The following is a 21,893-nucleotide window of genomic DNA, read 5'->3' on the forward strand; positions in this document are numbered from 1 at the left end:
GCCCGCCGTACGGCTCGCCCGCCCCGCCCCCCGTACGGCTTGCGCGCACCACCGCCCGATGGGCTATCGTGGTGATATCACTTCGATAGACCCCCGATAGCAGAGGTGGGATTCATGGAACGACGCGCATTCCGGATCAACGGCTTCATCGTCCTGATCGGCCTGCTGGTGCTGGGCGCGGCGCTGGCGGCGGTCGTGGTGGCGGCCGGCTGGACCGACTCGGTCGTGGCGCTGCTCGGCACCGTGGGCCCGTGGGGCCTGGCCGCGCTCGTCCTGCTCAGCGGGTTCACCGTGGTCAACCCCAACGAGGCGAAGGTCGTGCAGTTCCTCGGCCGCTACGTCGGCACGGTGAAGGAGACGGGCTTCCAGTGGGTCCTGCCGTTCACCACCAAGCAGCACGTCACCCTGAGGGTGCGCAACTTCGAGACGGCCAAGCTCAAGGTCAACGACGCCGACGGCAACCCGGTCGAGATCGCCGCGGTCGTCGTCTACAAGGTCACCGACACCGCCAAGGCCGCCTTCTCCGTCGACGACTACGAGGAGTACGTCGCGATCCAGTCCGAGGCGGCCGTCCGCCACCTGGCCACCAGCCACCCCTACGACGCCCACGAGGAGGGCCGGACCAGCCTGCGCGACGGCGCCGAGGTCGCCGGAGAACTCACCACCGAGCTGCGCGAGCGCACCGAGCTCGCCGGTGTCGAGGTCCTGGAGGCGCGGATCACCCATCTCGCCTATGCTCCGGAGATCGCCCAGGCGATGCTGGTCCGCCAGCAGGCCGCCCAGGTCGTCGCGGCCCGCACGCACATCGTGGCCGGCGCCGTGGGCATGGTCCGGCTGGCGCTGGACCGGCTGGCCGAGGAGGGCGTGGTGGATCTGGACGAGGAGCGGAAGGCGCAGATGGTCTCCAACCTCCTGGTCGTCCTGTGCGGCGACCGGGCGACCCAGCCGGTGGTCAACGCCGGCAGTCTCTACTCCTGACCATGCCGGAGCGCAAGAAGCTCCTGCTCCGGCTCGATCCGGCCGTCTACGAGGCGATCGCCAGGTGGGCGGCCGACGACCTGCGCAGCATCAACGCCCAGATCGAGTACGCCCTGCGCCGGGCGCTCAAGGAGGCGGGCCGCGAGCCGCGCAGGGCGCCGGAGGACGACAAGTCACCCGATTGAGACATAGGGCGCTTCCCCTCGGAGTGCCCGCAGGACCACACTCGGTATATGTCGTGGGTGGGGAGATCCGCAGCGGAGATCGCGGAGGCCGTGCGGCAGGGAAAGGCCACGGCCCCGCGGGTCGTCGAGGAGCACCTCGGCGCGATCGCCGAACGCGACGGGCGCATCGGGGCGTTCCGCACGGTCAGGACCGAGGCCGCGCTCGCCGAGGCGCACGCCGTACAGGAGCGCGAGGACCTGGCGGAGCTTCCGCTCGCCGGGGTGCCCGTGGCGGTCAAGGACAACGTCGCGGTCCGCGGTGAGACGCTCCGCAACGGCTCGGCCGCCACCTCCGGCGCCCCCGAGCCCGAGGACCACCCCGTGGTGGCCAGGCTCCGCGCGGCGGGCGCGGTGGTCGTCGGGATCACCAACGTGCCGGAGCTCTGCCTGGCCGGGTTCTCCGACAGCGTGTACGGCACGGCGCGCAACCCCTGGGACCCCGCCCGCACCCCCGGCGGATCGTCCGGAGGGAGCGCCGCGGCCGTGGCGGCGGGGATGGTCCCGCTGGCCCACGGCAACGACGGCCTCGGCTCGCTGCGCATCCCGGCCGCCTGCTGCGGCCTCGTCACGATCAAGCCCGGCCACGGCCTGGTCCCGCCGCCGGAGCACGACTGGCACGCCATGTCGGAGAACGGCCCGCTCGCCACGACCGTGGCCGACCTCGCCCTCGCCCTCGCCGTGATGGCCGGCGACATGTCCCTGGCCACACCCGACCGGACCGAGTCCCTGCGGGTGGACGAGACGATCGACGACTACCCGGGCGGGCTGCTCCCGTCCGAGCCGGTGCGGCTCCGGGTCGCCGTCGCGCCGCGGCCGCTCCCGCCGGGGTTCGCGGTGGACGAGGAGTTCCAGCGGGCGGTGACCGACGCCGCGCGCACCCTCGGCGAGGCCGGGCACACGGTCGTGGAGCACGGCGCCCGGCTGCCCCTCTGGCTCGGCTCCGCCGCGGTGGCCGCCTGGTTCGCGTGCGCCCGCGAGGACGTCGCGGGACTCGACCGCCGCAGGCTGGAACGGCGCACGAAGGCCCTGGCCCGCGCCGGGAGGCTCCTCGGCCGGTTCGGCCTGGACGGGGCCAGGGGGCGCGACCGCTGGCGGGCCCACGGCGCCGACCAGTGGTTCGGCAACGCCGACGTGCTCGTCACCCCCGCGCTCGCCGCGGTCCCGCCGCCCGCCGCCCGCTGGGGCGGGCGCGGCCTGCTGGCCAACGTCCGCGTCAACCTGGCCTACGCCCCCGCCACCGCCGCCTGGAACCTGGCCGGCTGGCCCGCCATGACCGTCCCGTACGGCAGGCACTCCACCGGCGTGCCCATCGGCGTCCAGCTCGTCGCCGCCCCCGGCGGCGAGGCGCAGCTGCTCACCCTGGCCGCCCGGATCGAGGCCGCCCGCCCCTGGCCCCGCCACGCCCCGCCCCTCTGAACGGGCAGGACGCGGCGGGAAAGGGTCAGACGCCCGTCGGGTGCCAGACCGTCTTGGTCTCCAGGAAGGCCGTCATCCGGCGGACGCCGGGGTCGGCCGACCAGTCCGGGGCGGACGGGCGGAGCACCCGCTTGAGGTTCTCCGCCGCGGCCTGTTCGCACGCCACCGCGAGGTCCGCGTCGGTCACGCCGGTGAGGTCGATCGCGTTGACGTCCATGTGCGCGGCCAGCCAGGGGGCGAGCTCCCGCACCGAGCCGGTGAGGACGTTCACCACGCCGCCGGGCAGGTCCGAGGTGGCGAGCACCTCGGCCAGGGTGATCGCCGGGAGCGGTGCCCGCTCACTGGCGACCACCACGCACGTGTTGCCGGTGACGATCACCGGGGCGATCACCGAGACCAGCCCCAGCAGCGGCTCGTCCGGTGCGACCACCGCGACCACGCCGGTCGGCTCCGGCGAGGAGAGGTTGAAGTACGGCCCCGCGACCGGGTTGGCCGCCCCCGCCACCGAGGTGATCTTGTCCGACCACCCGGCGTACCAGACCAGCCGGTCGACCGCCGCGTCCACGGCCTCGCCGGGCCGCTCGGCGCCCGTCGCGGCCAGCTCCGCGGCGAACTGCGCCCGGCGGCTCTCCAGCATCTCGGCGATCCGGTAGAGGATCTGCCCCCGGTTGTAGGCCGTCGCGCCCGACCAGCCGCCGAAGGCCTTGCGGGCCGCGACGACCGCGTCGCGGGCGTCCTTGCGCGAGGCTTTCGAGGCGTTGGCCAGGAACTCGCCCTCAGAGGAGGCCACGGGGTAGGACCTTCCGCTCTCCGACCGCGGGAACGCCCCGCCGATGTACAGCTTGTACGTCTTGCGCACGGCCAGCCGGGAGAGCTCCCGCGCGTGCTCACGCCCGTCGGACACCGACTCGCCGGACGCCGGCCCGCCGGAGTCGGCGGCGTCGGAGCCCGCGGTGTCGGAGTCCGCGGCGCCGAGTCTCCCCGCGCCGGACCTCCCGGTGCCCGGCCTGCCCGCCCGGCCCGGCGCACCGGATCGGCGCCCGTCCGGCGCCGCCTCCGCCCGCTCCCTGCCCGGCTGCTCCTTGCCCGGCTGCTCCGCCTCAGTCATTTCCGCGCCCTCTCCACGTGCTCTGCTGCTGTGCCAGCCGTACCGGCACGAAGACCTGGCCGCAGCGGCTCACCCCGCACCGGTGGGCGAACCAGCCCCGCAACGCCGGGCGACCGGCGCGGGCGAAACCATGGCCCCGGGTGCTCTGGGACCGGCGGGCCCTGGAGCCGCCGGGTCCCGACCTCCGGTATTCACACATCGAGATACGCCTCCAGCCCGTGCCGTCCGCCCTCCCGGCCGTAGCCGGACTCCTTGTAGCCGCCGAACGGCGAGGTGGGGTCGAACTTGTTGAAGGTGTTGGCCCACACCACGCCCGCGCGGAGCCGGTCGGCCATCCACAGGATGCGCGAGCCCTTCTCCGTCCAGACGCCGGCCGACAGGCCGTACGGGGTGTTGTTGGCCTTCTCCACGGCCTCGGCCGGGGTGCGGAAGGTCAGCATGGCCAGGACCGGGCCGAAGACCTCGTCGCGGGCGATCCGGTGCGACTGGGCGACCCCGGTGAAGATCGTCGGCGGGAACCAGAAGCCCCGGGCCGGGAGCTCGCACGCCGGGGACCAGCGCTCGGCGCCCTCGGCCTCGCCGATGTCGGACAGCTCGCGGACCCGGGCGAGCTGCTCCGCGGAGTTGATCGCGCCGATGTCGGTGTTCTTGTCCAGCGGGTCGCCGAGCCGGAGCCTGCCCAGGCGACGCTTGAGCGCCTCCAGCAGCTCGTCCGCGACCGACTCCTGGACCAGCAGCCGGGAGCCCGCGCAGCAGACGTGGCCCTGGTTGAAGAAGATGCCGTCGACGATGCCCTCCACGGCCTGGTCGATCGCGGCGTCGTCGAAGACGATGTTGGCGGCCTTGCCGCCCAGCTCCAGGGTGACCTTCTTGCCGGAGCCCGCGACGCTGCGCGCGATCAGGCGGCCGACCTCGGTGGAACCGGTGAAGGCGACCTTGTTCACGTCCGGGTGGTTCACCACGGCCGCGCCGGTCTCCCCCGCGCCGGTGACGATGTTCACCACGCCGGGCGGGAGGTCGGCCTGCCGGCAGATCTCCGCGAAGAGCAGAGCGGTCAGCGGCGTCGTCTCGGCGGGCTTGAGCACCACCGTGTTGCCGCAGGCCAGCGCCGGGGCGATCTTCCAGGCGAGCATGAGCAGCGGGAAGTTCCACGGGATGACCTGGCCGGCCACGCCCAGCGGCTTCGGGTCCGGGCCGTAGCCGGCGTGGCCGAGCTTGTCGGCCCAGCCCGCGTAGTAGAAGAAGTGCGCGGCGACCAGCGGCAGGTCCACGTCGCGCGCCTCGCGGATCGGCTTGCCGTTGTCCAGCGTCTCCAGCACCGCCAGCTCGCGCGAGCGCTCCTGGATGATGCGGGCGATCCGGAACAGGTACTTGGCCCGCTCGGAGCCGGGCATCGCCGACCAGGTGCCGAACGCCCTGCGGGCGGCCCGGACGGCGCGGTCCACGTCGGCCTCGGAGGCCGCGGCCACCTCGGCCAGGGTCTCCTCGGTCGCGGGGTTGATCGTCTTGAAGGCGGCGCCCGCCCCATCGGTGAACTCGCCGTCGATGAACAGGCCGTAGGACGGTTGGATGTCGACGACGTCGCGGGACTCGGGTGCCGGTGCGTATTCGAACATCGCCTCAGTCCAGGGTGAAGTAGTCGGGGCCCGCGTACCGGCCGGTCGCCATCTTCTGGCGCTGCATCAGCAGGTCGTTGAGCAGGGTGGAGGCGCCCAGGCGGAACCAGTCGGGGTCCAGCCAGCCCTCGCCGACGGTCTCGTTGACCAGGACGAGCATCTTGATCGCGTCCTTGGTGGTCCGGATGCCGCCCGCGGGCTTCACCCCGACCTTGCGGCCGGTCGCGGCCAGGAAGTCCCGGACCGCCTCCAGCATGACCAGCGTGACCGGGAGCGTCGCGGCGGGCTGGACCTTGCCCGTGGAGGTCTTGATGAAGTCGGCGCCGGCCAGCATCGCCAGCCAGGACGCACGCCGTACGTTGTCGTAGGTCGCGAGCTCGCCGGTCTCCAGGATCACCTTGAGGTGCGCGTCGTGCCCGTCTCCGGGGCGGGCGCAGGCGGCCTTGATCGCGACGATCTCCTCGAAGACCTTCGCGTAGCCGCCCGACAGGAACGCGCCCCGGTCGATGACCATGTCGATCTCGTCGGCGCCTGCGGCCACCGCGAGCGCGGTGTCGGCGACCTTGACGTCCAGCGACGAACGCCCGCTCGGGAACGCGGTGGCGACGCTGGCCACCTTCACGCCGGAGCCGGCGAGCGCGTCCACCGCCAGGGCGACCAGGTCGGGATAGACGCAGACCGCGGCCACCTTGGGCACGGACGGGTCGCCCGGATCGGGGTGGACGGCCTTGGCGCACATCGCGCGGACCTTGCCGGGCGTGTCCGCGCCCTCCAGGGTCGTCAGGTCCACCATGCGGATGGCCAGGTCGACGGCCTCCGCCTTGGCGGTCGTCTTGATCGACCGGGTACCGAGCATCGCGGCTCGCTGGTCCGCGCCCACCCGGTCGACACCGGGCAGGCCGTGCAGGAAGGCTCGCAGCGTGGCGTCGGACGAGGCCACGTCAGCGAGCGGAGTAGTCATGGTTGACACCACTCCAGCATGCCGACTCGTGTGTTCAGTTCCAAACTGGACATGGCCGAGACCGGTAACGGGTTTTCGTGAACATTCGCCGAGTTCAGCGACGAAACGGACCGGACATGGTCACGGCCCGCCCGGGACCTCCGCGGGAGCGGCGGGCCCCTCCTTCGCTCCAGCCCGGCGGCCCCAGGCCCGTCCTAGGCGTCCGGGGGGACGTCCTAGGCCGTGGATGAGGCGATCTGCGCCCCGAGATAAGGCATCCGTCCGATGTGGGACCGGGGGCCTTAGGACGAACCTTGAGTGTGTAAGGAAATCGCACCGCTTCAAGGAGGAGCCCGACATGGGTCCCGAGATTCACTTCCAGGTAATGATCAACCGCAACGCCGAGCTCCGTGAGGAGGCGGCCGCGCACCGCCGGGCGCGCGAGGTCCAGGCCGCCCGCAAGGTCCGCTCCGAGGGCGGTCTCCGCCGGGGGCTGCGCTTCTTCGGCAAGACCAGCGCCGCATGAGGTCCGTACGAGAGCCCGGCCGCACGCCTCTGCCCGGCCGGGCATCTCTGCCTCCGTAGGGGCGCTTCCTCCGCAGGTGCTCCCGGCTGCGGACATGCCTCTTCCTCCGCAGGCGTCCACGCCCGCGGAGGTGTATCCGCCGCCGCAGGCGTCCCGCCGCCGGGGCGCACGGTTCCCCGGCGGGCGGTTCCCCGAGACGGGCGGCCCTCCGGTTAAACGGAGGAATCACGACAGAAGACATGACATGCTGGAAAACATGATGGGTCGGGCGGTGAGCCCCGTCTTCGTGGGGCGGGAGGCGGAGCTCGCGGATCTGGCCGAGACCTTCGAGCAGGCGCGGAAGAAGAACGCCGCCGCGGTGCTGCTCGGCGGCGAGGCGGGGGTCGGCAAGAGCCGCCTGGTCACGTGCTTCGCCGAGCGGGCCGCGCTCGACGGCGCGCGGGTGCTGGCCGGCGGCTGCGTCGAGCTGTCCGCCGAGGGCCTCGCCTACGCGCCCTTCACCGCCGCGATCCGCCAGCTGGTCCGCGAGCGGGGAGCCGACGAGGTGGCGGCGCTGCTGCCGGACGGCGCGGCCCGCGACCTGGCCCGGCTGCTGCCCGAGTTCGGCGAACCCGGCGGCGACACCGAGAGCGAGACCGCGCGGGCCCGGCTCTTCGAGCAGATCCTGACCCTGCTGGAGCGCCTGGCCGAGCAGCGCCCGGTCGTCCTCGTCATAGAGGACATCCACTGGGCCGACCGGTCCAGCCGCGACCTGATCGCCTTCCTCAGCCGCAACCTGCGCACCGCGCCGGTCCTGATGGTCCTCACCTACCGCTCCGACGACCTGCACCGCCAGCACCCGCTCCGGCCGGTGCTCGCCGAGCTCGGCCGGGTGGACGGGGTCCTGCGGATGGACCTGCCCCGGCTCACCCAGGACGAGGTGGCCGCGCAGATGGCGGGCATCCTCGGCACGGTCCCGGAGTTCGCCCGGGTCGGCGAGGTCTACCGGCGCAGCGAGGGCATCCCGCTGTTCGTCGAGGCGCTGACGGAGTGCGGCGACGGCTGCTCCTTCCCCGACTCCCTGCACGACCTGATCATCGGCTCGGTCGAGCGGCTGCCGGACGAGACCCAGCGCGTGCTGCGCGTCGCCGCCGCGGGCGGCATCCGGGTCGGCCACGATCTGCTCGCCGCCGTCAGCGGCCTGTCCGACCCGGAGCTGGAGGACGCGATCCGGCCCGCCGTCGCGGCCAACGTGATCCAGGTCGCCGACGGCCGCGCGTACGCCTTCCGGCACGCGCTCATCCGCGAGGCCGTGCACGACGAGCTGCTGCCCGGCGAGCACGTGCGGCTGCACGCCCGCTTCGCCGAGGAGATCGGGCGGGACCGCGCGCTGGTCCCGCCGGGCCGCGCCGCCATCGAGATCGCCCATCACTGGTACTCCGCCCGCGACGACCTGTGGGCCCTCGTCTCGGCCTGGGAGGCCGCACAGAAGGCCGCGCGGACCTTCGCCTACAACGAGAAGGTGCAGCTGCTGGAGCGGGTCCTCGCGCTGTGGAGCAAGGTCCCCGACGCCTCGGCGCGGATCGGCGCGGACCACACCACGGTGCTGGAGCAGGCCTCGGAGGCCGCCTACGCCTGCGGGGAGCTCGACCGCGGCACGAAGTTCGTCAAGGCCGCCCTCACCGAGCTGGACGAGAAGACGGAACCCGAGCGGGTGGCCGAGCTGGTCGTACGGCTCTCGCAGTTCAAGCTGGCCAAGCGGAAGCCGGGAGCGCTCGCCGACCTCCGCTACGCCGAGCGGCTGGTCCCCGGGCCCGGCCTGGCCCGCGCCCACGTGCTGGCCAGGCTTGGCTCCTACCTGATGTTCCGCAGCGAGGTGGACGAGGGGACCGCGCTCACCGAGGAGGCGCTGGCCATCTCCCGCGCCCACGGCGACGAGTGCCTGGAGGCCGACCTGCTGCTCAACCTGGGGTTGGGCCACTCGATCGCGGGCCGGCTCCATCTCCTGGTCGAGGCCAACGAGACCGCCATGGAGATCGGCAGACGCCTCGGCTCGGGCCGGATCGTGCTGCGCGCCCTGGCCAACAGCGTGGACGCGCTCAACAACCTGGGCCGCTCGGCCGAGGCCGTCGAGCTCGCGCTGGAGGGCGAGAGGCTGGCCCGCAAGTACGGCCGCTACCGCGCCCACGGCGCCTTCATCGCCAACAACCGGGCCGAGGTGCTGGAGGCGCTGGGCCGCTTCGACGAGGCGGCCGAGCTGGCCGAGCGGGAGCTCGCCAGGGATCCCTCCACGCGCGACCGGCACCACCTGAACCGGACCCGCGCGGCGGTGGCCGCCGCGCGCGGTGAGGCCGAGGTGCTCAGGGCCGTCCTGGCCGAGCTGGCGCTCTCCCCCGAGCAGGCGGAGTTCACCCAGGAGACGGTGGTCAACGCCTGCCTGGCGATGCGGCTGCACCTGCTGGAGGGCGAGCCGGCGACCGCCCTCGACGTGGCCGAGAAGGTCACGCTGGAGGCCCGCATCCTGAGCAAGCCCGAGCTCGGCTGGCGGCTGGTCGCCCAGATCGCCGTGGTGTGCGACGCAGCCGGCCTCATCGCGCCCGAGCGGGCGGCGGCGCTGCGCGACCGGATCGAGGCGACCGCCGCCGCGATGACCGTGGACGGCCCGGTCGCCGAGGCCTACCGGTTCTGCCTCACCGGTGACCACGACGCCGCGGCCTCCGCCTGGGAGCGGCTGGACCGGCCGTTCCTGCGCGCCTCGTCGCTGCTCCAGGCGGCCCGCGCCGCCGCCGCCGCGGGCGACCGCGAGGGCGCCGCCGTACGGCTCCGCACCGCCCATCCGGTCGCGGAGGCGCTGTCGGCCCGGCCGCTGATCGCCGAGATCGAGTCCCTGGCCCGCCGGGTCGGCGCCGCGCTCGCACCGGAGGCCCGGCAGGCGGCGGAGGGGACCGCGGAAGCCGTCTCGCTCACCCCGCGCGAGCAGGAGGTGCTCCGGCTCGTCGCGCAGGGACGCTCCAACCGGGACATCGCCGCGGAGCTGTTCATCTCGGCCAAGACGGTGAGCGTGCACGTCTCGAACATCCTGGGCAAGCTCGGCGTCTCGACCCGCGGCGAGGCCGCGGCGGCCGCCCACCGCCTGGCGCTGATCGGCTGAGGCGCCCGCGGGCGCCGTCCGCGCACGAACCAGGGCGCGGGAACGGCCTGCGCACGGACAGGGCACAGGCACGGCTCGCGCACGGACGGGACGAGGTCGGGTCGCGGTCAGGACGCGGTCCGGGAGTCCTTCCCGCGGATCTCCTCCAGCGAGAGGCGCATCGCGTCGGCGGCGCGGGTGAACCAGTCGGCCAGCACGGCGACCTCGTCGGGTGAGTAGTCGGCGAACAGCTCGGAGAGCCGGTCGTAGAAGGGCTGGTAGACCACGGCCACCCGGGCCGCGGCGGACGCGTCCGCGATGATCCGCACCCGCCTGCGGTCGGCGGGATCGGCCTGACGGCGGGCGTAACCGGCCCGTTCGAGGCGGTTGACGACCCCGGTGATCGCACCGGTGGTCAGGTTGGCCTTCTCCGCCAGGTCGCCCGCGGTCGGGGGCTCGTCTCCGAAGTCCCAGATGTGAGCCAGACACGTGAGGTCGGTGACGTTCAGACCCAGCCGCTGGGCGATGTCGTGCTGCCCGACGATGCTCAGCGCGATGAGCCGGTCCATGCCGGCCAGCGCCTGGGCGCTCGACGCCTCAGGGCGGGGCTTGCCTTCCACGACCGTTCTCCTTAGCATCTAAGATATTTAGTACGTAAGATAAATCTTTCTCCACTCTACGCCGGAGATCGAAGCCTCGCCAAGGAGAGCCATGAGCGGAATGCACGGCGACTGCGACCTGGGCCACACGGTCGCGGGCTGGACCGGGTGCGGCGTCGCCCTCGCCGGGGCCGCGACCATCGGGGTGTCCGTGTGCGCGGCGTGGCTCCCCGGCGTCTGGCTGGGGGCGGGGACCGTCGCGGCCGCCGGACTGATCACGTGGGCGCTGCACCTGATGGGCTGGGGCAAGCCCAGCGGTCCCCGGCCGGCGGACCAGTGGGACTGGAGGCTGCGGGACCCGATGACGGCCCACGCCGACTGCCTCGCCTGCCGCCTGGCCGGAGGGCCGGTGGGGGCCGCCCGGCGGCGCGTCCCCCAGCCGGGGATCATGCCGATCAGGTGAGCACCGGCTCAAGGAGCAGGAGCACGCCGAAGACCGCGAAGGCGGCGGCGGCGCCGTACCGGATGACCCTCTCCGGCAGGTTCTTGCCGAGCAGGCGGCCGACCACGATGGCCAGCGCGTCGGCGGCGACCATGCCGACCGTCGAGCCGATCCAGGTGCCGAGCCAGCCGTGCTGGGTGGCCAGGGTGATGGTGGCGAGCATGGTCTTGTCGCCGAGCTCGGCCAGGAAGAACGCCACGGTCACCGCGATGATCGCCGACCGGGTGGTCCGCTTGGCCTTGGCCGCCTCCTCCTCGGTCAGCTCGTCGCCGCGGAGCGTCCACAGGGCGAAGCCGAGGAAGGCGATGCCCGCCACGATCGTGATGGCGGTGGTGGGCAGGAAGTCGCCGACCAGCCCGCCGAGGCCGACGCTGACGAGGTGGACCACCGCGGTGGCCAGGGTGATGCCGGCCAGGACCGGCCACGGCTTGAACCGGGTGGCGAAGGTCATCGCCATGAGCTGGCTCTTGTCGCCGAGCTCAGCGACGAAGATCACAGCGAGACTGATCCAGAACGCTTCCAACGGGGTCGCCCTTCACGCGCATGCGACCGGGCCGGAAGGGGGCACCCGGGGAGTCTCGGGCGCGCTTCGGCCCGGCGGCATCGATTTCGGTATGCCTGCCAGGCCGAAGGTCTCGTCCGCCTGTGCCTGCCAGGCCCGCGCGACCGGGCGCCCTGGGGCGCCAGTATGTCGATCACGCGATTGGGACTACTCCCCTTCGGATGTTTCCACCCGACCCTAACACCCGGCGTCCGGGACTCATTCCGCTACAGACGTGTGCCGGTCATCACAGGCTCGTTGACGAGCGTCACCCCGAACTTCTCGCGCACGCCGTCGCGGACCTCCCTGGCCAGGGCGAGCAGGTCCTCGGTGGTCGCCGCCAGCTCCGGATTGGTCAGGGCCAGGGTGTGCTTGGTGGAGATCGCGGCCGGGCCGCGCCGGTACCCCTTGGGGAAGCCGGCGTTCTCGATCAGCCAGGCCGCGGGGACCTTCACGGCCCCGCCGGGCATGTCCCAGCGGGGGAAGCCGGACGCGCGCAGTTCCAGCTCGGCCGCCTCGTCCGCGGTCAGCACCGGGTTGGTGAAGAACGAGCCCGCGCTCCGGGTGTCCGGGTCGGCGGGGTCGAGGACCATGCCCTTGCCCGCGCGCAGCGCCAGGACCGCCTGCCGTACCTCCGCCAGCGGCGCCCGGTCGCCGAGGCCGACGCCCAGCCGGGCGGCGAGCTCCTTGTAGGCGATCGGGGCGGACAGGCCGCCGTTCCCGGCGTCCCGCGGGAGCGCGTAGGTGACCGCGAGCACGAGGTGCCGTCCGGGCTCCTGCTTGAAGGCGCTGTGCCGGTAGGCGAATCCGCACTCGGCCGCGGTCAGGTCCCGCACCTCGCCCGCCACCCGGTCGTAGACCCGGACCGCGGTTATCGTCTGCGAGACGTCCTGCCCGTAGGCTCCGACGTTCTGGATCGGGGTGGAGCCGACCAGCCCGGGGATGCCCGACAGGCACTCGATCCCCGGCCTTCCCTCGGCCACGGCCCGCTCGACCAACGCGTCCCAGTCCTCCCCGGCCTGCGCGGTGATCCTGTCCCCGCCGTTCCGGCCGGTCTCGCCGGCACCGGAGTCCCCGTCCCCGCCGTTCCGGCCGCTGCCGCCTGCGCCCGAGTCCTCGCTCCCGCCGTTCCGGCCGGTCTCGCCGGCAGCGGAATCCCCGTTCCCAGCGACCTCGATCCCCCGCGACGCGACGCGCACGACCAGACCGTCGAACCCCTCGTCGGCCACGACCAGGTTGCTGCCACCGCCGAGCACGAGCACCGGCTCACCCGCCCGGTCCGCCTCCGCGACCAGCCCGACGAGCTCCTCCGCCGACCTCGCCTCCACGAACGCCCGAGCCGGTCCGCCCAGCCCCAACGTCGTGTACGGCGCCAGCCGTACCCCTGCAAGCCGCTCAGCCATGCCCCATCCCCAGCAGACCCGACAAAATTCGCGACCAGCCTATGTGGCCTCGAACGCCCGGGACACAGCCGGTCTCGAAGGGGCGGTCAGGTCGCCGCGCCGTCGCGCCGGGACGGCTCCGGGGAACCCGCGGGGTCCTCGTCCTGGCCCTGCGGCATGGCCTCGTCCAGTCGCGACACCGACAGGCTTCCGTCCCAGAGGCGCTGGGAGGAGACCGCCCGCTCGGGGTCGCCCTCCAGCTCGTTGTCACCCTCCCGGCCGACGAGTTCGGACCCCTCGGGCACCTGCTCCGGCGCCGCCTCCTCGTCGGCGAGCAGCTTGGCGCCGGGCGGGTCCGCCCGTTCCGGGGAACCGCCCCGCCGCGCGGTCTCGGCGGCCTCCTCCACGGGCCGGTCGTGGACCCTCTCGCCGGCCCGCTCCTCAGCTCGCTCACTGACGTGACGTGGTGTTTCGCTCATGCCCGGACGCCTACCCACGGACCGGGGGAAGATTCTCACCCCGATCCGCGGCGGTGCCACGGAAGCGCCGGGCGGTGGAACCCCCCGTCAGGAGAGCTGGACCACCGCGCGGGCCTTGGAGAGCACCCGCGAGCCGTCGCACCTGGCGGTCAGGGCGACCACCACGCGCTTGTCCTCGAGCTTCTCCTCGACCACGCCGCTCACCGTGATGACGGCGCCCTTCTCGTCGTCCGGGACGACCACCATGGACGAGAACCGCACGCCGTAGTCGACGACCGCGGCCGGGTCCCCCGCCCAGTCGGTGACGAAGCGCCCCCCCTGGGCCATGGTGAACATGCCGTGGGCGATGACGTCGGGCAGCCCCACGGTCTTGGCGAAGCGCTCGTTCCAGTGGATGGGGTTGAAGTCGCCCGAGGCGCCGGCGTACATCACCAGGCTCGCGCGGCGGACCGGGTAGTCCACGGCCGGGATCTCCTGGCCCACCTCGATGTCGTCGTACTTGACCGTCGCGGCCATCAGCCCGCTCCTCCACGCTCGACGATGGTGTTGTAGGTCGTGCAGACGGGCTCGCCCCCGACGGTCGTCACATCACTTCGCACGGTGATGAACTCGTTGCGGCCGACGCTGCGGATGTCGGTCACGGTCGAGACGCTGACCAGCTCGTCACCGGCGTAGATGGGCCGCTGGTACTGGAAGCGCTGCTCGCCGTGGACGACCATCGCGAAGTTCAGGCCGAGCTCGGGGTCGGCCAGGATCGCCCCTCCGGCCAGGCTGAACACGATGGGGAAGGTCGGCGGGGCCACGACGTCCGGGTGACCGGCGGCCCGCGCGGCCTCCCTGTCCCGGTAGATCGGGTTGTTGTCCCCGATCGCCGTCGCGAACTCTTTGATCTTCACGCGACTGACCTCGTAGGGCGAGGAGGGCGCGGACGCCCGCCCGACGAAATCACGGTTCAGAGCCATCGTGCTCCTTTACGGAATCCGAGCTGGTGAGGCCGACATTAACAGAACAACGTTCGGGAGAGCAGTCCCCCGACGGCCACCAGGAAACCGTAGCCCGGCCACGGGCCCGCCCGGGTGTGGAGCACGGTCAACACCCGCCCGGGAAAGCTGTCCGGAAACGACAAACCGGCGCCCTCGAGGAGGACGCCGGTCGCCGAATGAATATGTGAATGCCGCAGAACTGCAGATCTGCAGAAGCGCTCATCCTCCACCGCGGAGCGGAGGGCCGCGCGGAGACTAGCGGGTCTCGCGGTGCGCCTGGTGCGTCTTGCAGTTGGGGCAGTACTTCTTGAGCTCAAGCCGGTCCGGGTCGTTACGCCGGTTCTTCCGCGTGATGTAGTTGCGGTGCTTGCACTCCTGGCAGGCCAGCGTGATCTTGGGCCTAACGTCGGTGGCAGCCACGTGGGAGTGCCTTTCTACGTTCGGGACTGGGACAACCCACGCCAGGGCTCCTTCTAGGGAAGGGAGCCCGGGAGGGTAGTAGCGGAGGCCGGACTTGAACCGGCGACACAACGATTATGAGCCGTTTGCTCTGCCTGACTGAGCTACTCCGCCTTGAGGCCGACGAAATCGACCGGCCTCCGCAAGGATACCCGACTCGCGGAGCGACCGCGTACCTGTGCAGGTCAGAGCCACTATCAGGGGCTTGCCCCGATATGCCCGCCCACGTGCCGGGAACCTTGAGCATTTCCAGGTGGCTGCATCGAGTCCACCCAAGCCAAAAGCCCCAACCATAAGGCCAGGGCATTCAGGCTGTGGAGCCCCCAAACGGAATCGAACCGTTGACCTTCTCCTTACCATGGAGACGCTCTGCCGACTGAGCTATAGGGGCCTGTCCGTTGTCGCTCTCGCGCTGCGGACAGGTGTAACCATACACGCCCGGCGCACGCGATGTGAAATCAGATCGCACGCCCTGTTCCGGTACGGTCCCGCCTGAGCCGGGCACCGCAAGCCCGGCCGCGCACGAAGGAGAACGCATGACGCACATCGAGTTCGGCACCCCGGCGACGCTGCCCGCGACCAACGGCTACAGCCACGTCGCGAGCGTTCCACCGGGCAGCCGGCTCGTCTGGACCTCGGGTCAGGTCCCGATCGCCGCGGACGGCACACCCGCGCCCGCCGGTGACTGGGAGGCCCAGACCCGCCTGGTCATGCGGAACGTCGGTGCCGCCCTCGAGGCGGCCGGAGCGGCCTGGGAGCACGTGTTCAAGCTGACGATCTTCGTTGTCGACACCTCGGCGCTGCCCGTCGTGCGGGCCGTACGCGACGAGTTCGTCAACCTGGAGCGGCCCCCCACGAGCTCGCTCGTCCAGGTCGCGGGCCTGTTCCGGCCCGACATCCTGATCGAGGTCGAGGCGGTCGCCGCGGTCCCGGCCGGTCCCCCGTCTCCCCGATGATGAGGAGAGGAGGCCCGGGCCGGGGCCCGCCCGCTCTCCTACCGATTTCCCGCCGATGAGGAGGACCAGTGCAGGACCAGCGCAAGCAGGCGATCCGGGCCCTCGACGAGAGCGACCGCCCCCACCTTTACTGGCACGGGGTCGACGCCGCCGGCCACGTGTGGCTGTTCGAGACGGTCCTCGACGACGGAGGCGAGTACTGGCCGGTCAGGCACGCCGAACTCGGCGCCGACGGCCTCGCCCGCCAGTACTCGTGGCACCGCATGGAGGACGAGCACGGCTTCCTGGCCGAAGGACCGCTCTACCCGGACGACTTCGGGCTGAGCCCGCTGACCGCCGAGGAGTTCGCCACCCTGTGGGCCGCGCTCAGCCGGTGAAGGGTGCCACGCGCACCCCCTTGACCTCGACTTTGGTGGAGGTATCAGGCTGGCCCCCATGAATACGACAGCGCTCGACGAGCAGACGCGTGAAACCGAGATCGAGGCGATCAAGCAGGTGGTCGCCGCGGTCGAGCACTCCCAGCGGAACGAGCTCCCGGACGCGTTCGCCGACCTCTTCCGGTCCGACGCGATCTGGACCACGGGCCACGGCAGGCGCCTCTTCGGCCGCGAGGAGATCGCGGCGTTCACCCGCCGGGTGCTCCCCGGCGCGATGAAGGACATGACACCCGTCTACGAGGTGGTGCACGTGCTGTTCATCCGCCCCGACGTCGCCGCCGTCAAGGTGCGCCAGCGGTATCTGGCCCTCGACGGCCGACCCGTCGGGGAAGAGGGGAGCCCGCTGTACGTCATGTCCAAGGAGGACGGCCGCTGGCGCCTGGCCGCCTGCCAGAACACCCAGGTGCTCGACTCCTGACCGACGACCACGAGGATCACCCCCGAACGGGGCCGTGGCGTCGGCCGGTCGCCCGGGGACGTATGTCCCGGGAAAGCAAAAGAGGCCCCGGAGGGCCTCTGAGCTGCCAGTTTGACTGGTGGCAGGTGCAGGACTTGAACCTGCGTAGGCTGAGCCGACGGTTTTACAGACCGCTCCCTTTGACCACTCGGGCAACCTGCCGCATCATCCGCTCGAGGCGGCGACATGAAGAAGAATAGCGGACTTCCGGACGTGACGTGACATCGGCGGCGGCTCCCGCCGTCGGCCTGTCGCGCCGGAGTCCGCCGGCCCGCGCCCACGGTCCGACCACGACGTCCGAGGCCCGGAACCCGGTCGGCGGACCCGTGCCGGGCGGCCTCCTCCACCTGCCCCTGGATCCCCTCCCCGCGCCTTGCCCCCGCGCTCCACCGCCCGGACCGGCTCGCTGCCGGAAGGGGCACCATGATGTCGACGATCACCTTCATCATGGGCTGACAGGCAAAGCGCTAGGGTCGTCGAGAGAGCTAGAGAGGACAGTCGACGCATGGCCGACAGCAGTTTCGACATCGTCAGCAAGATCGACCATCAGGAGGCCGACAACGCGCTGAACCAGACGGTCAAGGAGATCGGGCACCGGTTCGACTTCAAGGGCACCGGCGCGAGCATCGCGTGGTCAGGCGGCCAGAAGGCCGTCGAGATCAAGGCCAACAGCGAGGAGCGCGCCAACGCCGTCCTTGACGTGTTCAAGGAGAAGCTGATCAAGCGAGGCCTGTCCCTCAAGATCCTTGACCCGGGCGAGCCCAAGTTGTCCGGCAAGGACTACCGCCTCGTGGTCACCCTCAAGGAGGGCATCGACCAGGAGAGCGCCAAGAAGATCTCGAAGATCATCCGGGACGAGGGCCCCAAGGGCGTCAAGGCGCAGATCCAGGGTGACGAACTGCGGGTGAGCTCCAAGAAGCGGGACGAGCTCCAGGAGGTCATCGCCCTCCTCAAGGGCAAGGACCTGGACCTCGCCCTCCAGTTCACGAACTACCGTTAACCAGGCGGGCAGTCAACGCTCTGACCTGGGGGTTCGTGATTCCCGTCCTTGATCAGGGCACATCCAGGGCACACGGCCGGGGCAGGAGATCTCCCAAGCCCCGGCCGCTCCCCCGCTCGAAGCAGCCCGGCACCTGAGACGCCGGACGGTCGTCAGTTCGGCAGTGCCATCCGGGGCACCCGGCCGAGGGCGCCGTCCACCAGGGCACGCGTTCTCTCCTGCGCCTCGGGCCACTCCCCCACGTAGGTGTTGAGCGTGACCGTGGGCGTGCTGTGCCCGAGCGCGAGCTGAACGGTCTTGACGCTCGCGCCCTTATGGATCAGCAGGGTCGCGAAGTAGTGCCGCAGGACGTGCAGCCCGGTTCCCTTCGGGATCCCCGCCGCGCGCGCCGCCGGCGCCCAGGCGTGCGCCCAGGTGGCCCGGTGGACCGGGAGCAGCATCTTCGTGGTGAACAGCAGCTTGGCGGTACGGCGGTGCGGATCGCGGGGATCGGTCTCGTCGTCGATCTCGATCTCGACCGGCCCGAACCGCTTCAGGTGCTCGGCGAACGCCTTGCAGACCACCTCCGGAAGCTCGACGGTCCGCGCCGACGTCCTGGTCTTGGGCGGCCCGAGGTAGGGCAGGCGACCGCTGACGCACACGAGCTGCTGGCTCACGTCGACCTCACGACGCTTCAGGTCGAGCTGGTCGAGCTCCAGCCCGAAGATCTCACCACCGCGGAGCCCGCAGCCCGCCGCCAGGTAGACCGCGGACGCGAGACGCGCGGGAAGCGACTCGGCAAGCGTGTGCACCTGGTCGGGGGTCGGGATGAACTGCCGTCGCTCTTCCGCACTCGGCAGCCGCACCCCGAGACATGGGGACAAGCCGATGGCCCGATCGACGACGGCCGCGGCGAAGAACGCGGCGAGGTTGCTGTAGACCACGCTCAGCGTGGATGGAGCCAGCACCTGGGAACGGTCTTTCACCCACGCGCGAATGTGCGACGGCCGTACCTGGGCCATCTGGAGATGACCGAGGATCGGGTCCACGTGAAGCCGGAACACCCGGTTCATCCGCTCGCTCGTCGACCCGCGGTGCAGCAGATCGGCCCGCCACTTGGCCGCCGCGTCCTTCACCCGCTCACGGCCCGCCGCCAGGTCGATCGAGACACCCTTGTCGATGTTGTTCCTGGTCTCCGCGTCGAAGCTGTCCGCGTCGCTCTTCTTCGTGAAGTTCCGCTTGCGCTGCTCTCCCTGATCGTCACGCCAGCGGACCTGCCACCTCTCGCCGGTCCCGTGCCCGCTCGTGGGAACACGCTTGTGCTCCTTGCAGGTCGGCTCACCGGGAGCAGGCCGGGACTTGTGCCACCGGTCGTAGACGGTCATGTCTGCTCCCGCACCCAGGCGTGCACGTCCTCAGGGAGGTAGCGCAGGTACTTTCCGATCCGCCGGCCGGGAGGGCCGGTCTTCTTGTAGCGCCACTGGTAGAGGGTCCCGACCGGCACGCCGAGGTACTCGGCGACCTCCTCCACCGTCCAGAGCCGGTTCATCGTCTTCATCGCGGGCCCCCGGGATCGGCCAGGGGGACGCCGGTCAGCGCGGCGGCGAGGAGGGCGTCACCGGGGGCCAGGCCCTTGCCCGCGTACTCCCATTCGGCGACGACGAGCACGGTGTCCTCATCGAAGAGCGGCAACCGCCCAGTGCTGATCTCCTCCTCGCGGACGAAGGTCTCCCGATCGGCGCGGATGTCCCCGAGGGTCGTGGAGTAGTGCCGGGAGCGGGTGGAGAAGTGGCCGCGGAAGCCGAGCATGTGTGCCCACTGGGTCAGCCGCAGGTCGGCCAGGTTGTCGAGGGTGCCCAGGCGGAAGCACTCGGCGATGAGCCGCCGGGCGTGCTCCCGCAGCGGAAGCGCGTCCAGGTCGTCGAGAGGGCTGATCCGCCGGTCCAGGGTGCCGACGCACTCGGCGGCCTTAGTGGCGTACTTGGCGATGTAGCCGGCCACGGCCTGTTCGGTCAGTTCCCCGCCCATGGTGATCGGGCGAATGTCGAGCTGAGCGCCCCAGCGCAGCACCCGGGCGGGCTCGTTGGCGACGGCCGGAACCGGCACGGAGACGGCCGAGGCGGCATGCCGTACGGCGTCCGCCAGGGCGTCGGCCGTCGCCCAGGCCGGAGGCGGAGAGGCAGGACCGTCGGGGCCGTCGAGACGGATGACGGCATGGAAGTGCACGACACCGCGCCGCTGGTACTCGGCGACCTTGGCGAAGGCGATCGTGAGCCGTTCCCGGAGCTCTCGCAGGGTCAGCCCGCCCAGCTTGGCGACGCGGCGGCGCAGGGCGTCGGTGAAGTACCGCCAGAGCTGGGAGGCCAAGGCGTTGAACAGCACGCTTCCGGCGTAGTCGTAGCAGTCGCCGCAGAGCGGTTCCCCGAGACAGGCGTCCTCGGTACCGTGGCGCTTCGTGCAGGACATGACTCGCCCGTGCGGGCAGGTGGCCGCGTCGCGCCGGGCGTGGCAGGGCAGGACCTTGCCGTTCTTCTCCCGCCGGGCGTGGACGACCCCAAAGGACGGGGCGGTGAGGGTGACGAACAGGCACGGGTGGCCGGTGACCGTCTCGGGCACGCCCTTGCCGCCGGACAGGCCCGCGCGAATCAACTGGTAGGTGTCGGCCCGGTAGACCTCGGCGCAGGCCGGGCAGCGGGAGGCCCGCCGGGTCTTGCACGGCACCCGCAGCACGCCGCCGGGTTCGGTGCGGGTGGTGTAGCGGTGGAGCAGCTCACCGGTGGCCCGGTCGATGTGGTCGACGCGGCCCCGCAGGTGGATGGGCTGTCGGCAGCCGCCGGTGGCACGGATCTGGGCGGCCCACCGGGCGTAGTCGGGATCGTGCAGGCGGGTGATCATGCCGCGGATCGCGTGCGGGTTGAGCGCGGGTACGGGCAAGATGGAGACCTCCTTTCACTCGTTGGGGTGCAAAGGGGATGGCCCCCGACCTGGCAGGCGTCTTGGCGGATGTACGGCCAGGCCGGGGGCGCCGACGACTCAGCCGAAGCCGAGGCCGTCGCACAGGCGGCAGGTGCCGCCAAGGGAGTCGAGACCGGTGCCCCCGCAGTCGCAGCAGCGCCAACGCCGAGGCGGGAGCGGTCGACGGACGGGCGGGACGGTCGTCTCTTCGCTGGTCTCAGTCGACATCGACGACATCCGGGACGACGCAGCCGGAGTAGCTGGCCAGGGCCGCATACCGGGCGCGCGGGGCGGCCAGGATCGCGAGTGCCTCATAGCTGACCGGGCCGAAGGTCAGACGCGCCTTGTGGTGGCCGTGGGCCATGTCGTCGGGGTCAGGTGCGGTGCCGAGGAGCGCGGCGATCCGGTCGATCTCGGCGATCATCTCGGCGTCGGTGCCCCGGGCGGGAAAGTGCAGGATGGTCACGCCGTGGGGCGGGACGGGGACGGCGGGGTTGACCTCCAGGAAGGCGGCCAGCTCGCGCAGGCCCTTGATCACGGCGGGTCGGTGGTCGGTGTCGGTCATCGCGTGTGTCTCCTTTCTCATCGGGCGGTCTGCGGTACGGCGTGCAGGGTGCGCAGCAGGTCGGCGGCGAGCTGGTCGGAGACGCCGAGGCGGGCGCGCAGCAGTTCGGGCGTGATGGGTGCGCCGTGCTGGGTGTGGTGTTCGTCGGCGACGCGGCGGGCGAAGGTGACCAGGGCCGGGGACGGTCCGGCCGCGGCCTCGGAGCCGTCGGGATCGGCCGGGGTGAGTTCGGGCATCGGTGACGTCGGGACGGGCGCGGCCGAGGCGGTGACCGTCACCGGGGCCGGAGCGGGACGGGAGGCGGCGGCGCGGCGTTCCAGCATCGAGACCGCGATGAGGAACGCCCCGGCGGGGGTGGCGGCGACCAGCCAGCCCCACACCGAGGGTTCGGCCTGGTGGAGGTTGGCGGCCAGGGACAGCACGACCCCACCGGCGAGCACGAGCGTCGGCCAGGAGACCGGCCCGGAGCGCTGGCGGCCGGTCTTGGCGTCGCGCTGGCGCTCGCGGGCGGCCATGACGCAGGTCAGGTCAACGCAGACGGCCACGGCCCAGGCCATCCAGCCGGTCTGCCCGTGCTCGCTGGCGGTGTCGTGGATGTGGGTGAACGATCCGGCACCCGCGATGGCGGCCAGGACGAGGACCGGCCCGGAGTCGAGCAGCCAGCAGGCAAGGCGTCGCATCG

Annotated in this window: 25 protein-coding genes and 3 tRNA genes; 10 read left to right on the plus strand and 18 right to left on the minus strand. The window is 71.9% G+C overall.

All coding sequences use genetic code 11. From position 1 onward, the window contains the following. Nucleotides 1-114 precede the first annotated feature (114 nt). Genes IEZ06_RS13395 through IEZ06_RS13405 form a run of 3 tightly spaced genes read left to right on the plus strand, consistent with a single transcriptional unit; the run spans nt 115 to nt 2,618 of the window. Nucleotides 115-978, plus strand: a complete 864-nt coding sequence (locus tag IEZ06_RS13395) for an SPFH domain-containing protein (protein WP_189237010.1) — start codon at nt 115-117, stop codon at nt 976-978. A gap of 2 nt (nt 979-980) precedes the next feature. Then, the gene (locus IEZ06_RS13400; protein ID WP_189237011.1) at nt 981-1,163 is read left to right on the plus strand and encodes a type II toxin-antitoxin system antitoxin; all 183 of its coding nucleotides are present in this window, start codon (nt 981-983) and stop codon (nt 1,161-1,163) included. 48 nt (nt 1,164-1,211) lie between these two features. Further along, nucleotides 1,212-2,618, plus strand: coding sequence for an amidase (locus IEZ06_RS13405; RefSeq protein ID WP_189237012.1), 1,407 nt, complete (start codon nt 1,212-1,214; stop codon nt 2,616-2,618). A gap of 25 nt (nt 2,619-2,643) precedes the next feature. Here the strand turns inward: IEZ06_RS13405 and IEZ06_RS13410 are convergent, their stop codons facing one another. The 3 genes from IEZ06_RS13410 to deoC all read right to left on the minus strand — a co-directional run bounded on the left by IEZ06_RS13410 (nt 2,644) and on the right by deoC (nt 6,303). Next, on the minus strand, nt 2,644-3,522 hold the full coding sequence (locus IEZ06_RS13410; RefSeq protein WP_229798079.1) for an aldehyde dehydrogenase family protein: 879 nt from the start codon (nt 3,520-3,522) through the stop codon (nt 2,644-2,646). 395 nt (nt 3,523-3,917) lie between these two features. After that, nucleotides 3,918-5,342, minus strand: coding sequence for an aldehyde dehydrogenase family protein (locus IEZ06_RS13415; protein ID WP_189237013.1), 1,425 nt, complete (start codon nt 5,340-5,342; stop codon nt 3,918-3,920). Between the two features lie 4 nt (nt 5,343-5,346). Continuing rightward, a complete protein-coding gene (gene deoC, locus IEZ06_RS13420; protein WP_189237014.1) occupies nt 5,347-6,303 on the minus strand; it encodes a deoxyribose-phosphate aldolase in 957 nt (318 codons plus the stop codon). A gap of 337 nt (nt 6,304-6,640) precedes the next feature. On the opposite strand from deoC, the gene IEZ06_RS13425 reads away from it, so the two are divergent. After that, complete coding sequence (locus IEZ06_RS13425) at nt 6,641-6,808, plus strand: hypothetical protein (protein WP_189237015.1); 168 nt, start codon at nt 6,641-6,643, stop codon at nt 6,806-6,808. A gap of 256 nt (nt 6,809-7,064) precedes the next feature. After that, nucleotides 7,065-9,938, plus strand: coding sequence for a helix-turn-helix transcriptional regulator (locus tag IEZ06_RS13430; protein ID WP_229798071.1), 2,874 nt, complete (start codon nt 7,065-7,067; stop codon nt 9,936-9,938). A gap of 107 nt (nt 9,939-10,045) precedes the next feature. On the opposite strand, the gene IEZ06_RS13435 is transcribed toward IEZ06_RS13430, so the two are convergent. After that, complete coding sequence (locus IEZ06_RS13435) at nt 10,046-10,537, minus strand: MarR family winged helix-turn-helix transcriptional regulator (protein WP_189237017.1); 492 nt, start codon at nt 10,535-10,537, stop codon at nt 10,046-10,048. Nucleotides 10,538-10,628: 91 nt separating this feature from the next. Between IEZ06_RS13435 and IEZ06_RS13440 the strand changes: the two genes are divergently transcribed. Further along, nucleotides 10,629-10,979 carry an HGxxPAAW family protein gene (locus tag IEZ06_RS13440; protein WP_203871845.1) on the plus strand — a complete coding sequence of 117 codons (351 nt, stop codon included), beginning with the start codon at nt 10,629-10,631 and terminating at the stop codon, nt 10,977-10,979. Here IEZ06_RS13440 and IEZ06_RS13445 read toward each other — a convergent pair. From IEZ06_RS13445 to IEZ06_RS13480, 8 genes are all read right to left on the minus strand, one after another. Continuing rightward, nucleotides 10,972-11,541, minus strand: coding sequence for a TMEM165/GDT1 family protein (locus IEZ06_RS13445; protein ID WP_189237018.1), 570 nt, complete (start codon nt 11,539-11,541; stop codon nt 10,972-10,974). The two genes, IEZ06_RS13440 and IEZ06_RS13445, sit on opposite strands and share 8 nt — an antisense overlap. 245 nt (nt 11,542-11,786) lie before the next feature. Further along, a complete protein-coding gene (locus tag IEZ06_RS13450; protein WP_189237019.1) occupies nt 11,787-12,962 on the minus strand; it encodes a UDP-N-acetylmuramate dehydrogenase in 1,176 nt (391 codons plus the stop codon). Between the two features lie 86 nt (nt 12,963-13,048). Beyond that, a complete protein-coding gene (locus tag IEZ06_RS13455) occupies nt 13,049-13,420 on the minus strand; it encodes a hypothetical protein (RefSeq protein WP_189237020.1) in 372 nt (123 codons plus the stop codon). Nucleotides 13,421-13,507: 87 nt separating this feature from the next. Beyond that, nucleotides 13,508-13,936 (minus strand): MaoC family dehydratase, encoded by a 429-nt coding sequence (locus tag IEZ06_RS13460; RefSeq protein WP_189237021.1) that lies wholly within the window; start codon nt 13,934-13,936, stop codon nt 13,508-13,510. After that, a complete protein-coding gene (locus tag IEZ06_RS13465) occupies nt 13,936-14,382 on the minus strand; it encodes a MaoC family dehydratase N-terminal domain-containing protein (protein ID WP_068896282.1) in 447 nt (148 codons plus the stop codon). Before IEZ06_RS13465 ends, IEZ06_RS13460 begins: the two co-directional genes overlap by 1 nt. Before the next feature lie 276 nt (nt 14,383-14,658). Further along, a complete protein-coding gene (rpmG, locus tag IEZ06_RS13470) occupies nt 14,659-14,823 on the minus strand; it encodes a 50S ribosomal protein L33 (protein WP_030921771.1) in 165 nt (54 codons plus the stop codon). A 79-nt stretch (nt 14,824-14,902) separates the two neighbouring features. Then, a tRNA-Met gene (locus IEZ06_RS13475) sits at nt 14,903-14,976 on the minus strand. Nucleotides 14,977-15,177: 201 nt separating this feature from the next. Beyond that, nucleotides 15,178-15,253: transfer RNA gene (locus IEZ06_RS13480), tRNA-Thr, on the minus strand. Nucleotides 15,254-15,398: 145 nt separating this feature from the next. Here IEZ06_RS13480 and IEZ06_RS13485 point away from each other — a divergent pair. From IEZ06_RS13485 to IEZ06_RS13495, 3 genes are all read left to right on the plus strand, one after another. Then, nucleotides 15,399-15,818 carry a RidA family protein gene (locus IEZ06_RS13485; protein ID WP_189237022.1) on the plus strand — a complete coding sequence of 140 codons (420 nt, stop codon included), beginning with the start codon at nt 15,399-15,401 and terminating at the stop codon, nt 15,816-15,818. Nucleotides 15,819-15,886: 68 nt separating this feature from the next. Further along, entirely contained in the window at nt 15,887-16,195 is a 309-nt protein-coding gene (locus IEZ06_RS13490; RefSeq protein WP_189237023.1) for a hypothetical protein, read from the plus strand. A 58-nt stretch (nt 16,196-16,253) separates the two neighbouring features. Further along, on the plus strand, nt 16,254-16,673 hold the full coding sequence (locus tag IEZ06_RS13495; protein ID WP_189237024.1) for an SgcJ/EcaC family oxidoreductase: 420 nt from the start codon (nt 16,254-16,256) through the stop codon (nt 16,671-16,673). Between the two features lie 116 nt (nt 16,674-16,789). On the opposite strand, the gene IEZ06_RS13500 is transcribed toward IEZ06_RS13495, so the two are convergent. After that, a tRNA-Tyr gene (locus IEZ06_RS13500) sits at nt 16,790-16,874 on the minus strand. Between the two features lie 343 nt (nt 16,875-17,217). Here IEZ06_RS13500 and IEZ06_RS13505 point away from each other — a divergent pair. Then, nucleotides 17,218-17,712 (plus strand): YajQ family cyclic di-GMP-binding protein, encoded by a 495-nt coding sequence (locus IEZ06_RS13505; protein ID WP_189237025.1) that lies wholly within the window; start codon nt 17,218-17,220, stop codon nt 17,710-17,712. Between the two features lie 152 nt (nt 17,713-17,864). Here IEZ06_RS13505 and IEZ06_RS13510 read toward each other — a convergent pair whose 3' ends face one another. The 5 genes from IEZ06_RS13510 to IEZ06_RS13530 form a co-directional block, all read right to left on the minus strand. Continuing rightward, nucleotides 17,865-19,076 carry a tyrosine-type recombinase/integrase gene (locus IEZ06_RS13510; RefSeq protein WP_189237026.1) on the minus strand — a complete coding sequence of 404 codons (1,212 nt, stop codon included), beginning with the start codon at nt 19,074-19,076 and terminating at the stop codon, nt 17,865-17,867. Further along, nucleotides 19,073-19,249: a helix-turn-helix transcriptional regulator gene (locus tag IEZ06_RS13515; protein WP_189237027.1), complete on the minus strand. Its 177-nt coding sequence runs from the start codon at nt 19,247-19,249 to the stop codon at nt 19,073-19,075. Before IEZ06_RS13515 ends, IEZ06_RS13510 begins: the two co-directional genes overlap by 4 nt. Further along, a complete protein-coding gene (locus IEZ06_RS13520) occupies nt 19,246-20,586 on the minus strand; it encodes a replication initiator (RefSeq protein ID WP_189237069.1) in 1,341 nt (446 codons plus the stop codon). Before IEZ06_RS13520 ends, IEZ06_RS13515 begins: the two co-directional genes overlap by 4 nt. A gap of 277 nt (nt 20,587-20,863) precedes the next feature. Further along, a complete protein-coding gene (locus IEZ06_RS13525) occupies nt 20,864-21,211 on the minus strand; it encodes a hypothetical protein (protein WP_189237028.1) in 348 nt (115 codons plus the stop codon). A gap of 17 nt (nt 21,212-21,228) precedes the next feature. Then, nucleotides 21,229-21,891, minus strand: a complete 663-nt coding sequence (locus IEZ06_RS13530) for a DUF2637 domain-containing protein (RefSeq protein ID WP_189237029.1) — start codon at nt 21,889-21,891, stop codon at nt 21,229-21,231. Between the last annotated feature and the right edge of the window lie 2 nt (nt 21,892-21,893).

This window comes from Planomonospora antibiotica, assembly GCF_014647955.1.
In the GTDB taxonomy this organism is placed as follows: Bacteria; Actinomycetota; Actinomycetes; order Streptosporangiales; family Streptosporangiaceae; genus Planomonospora; species Planomonospora parontospora.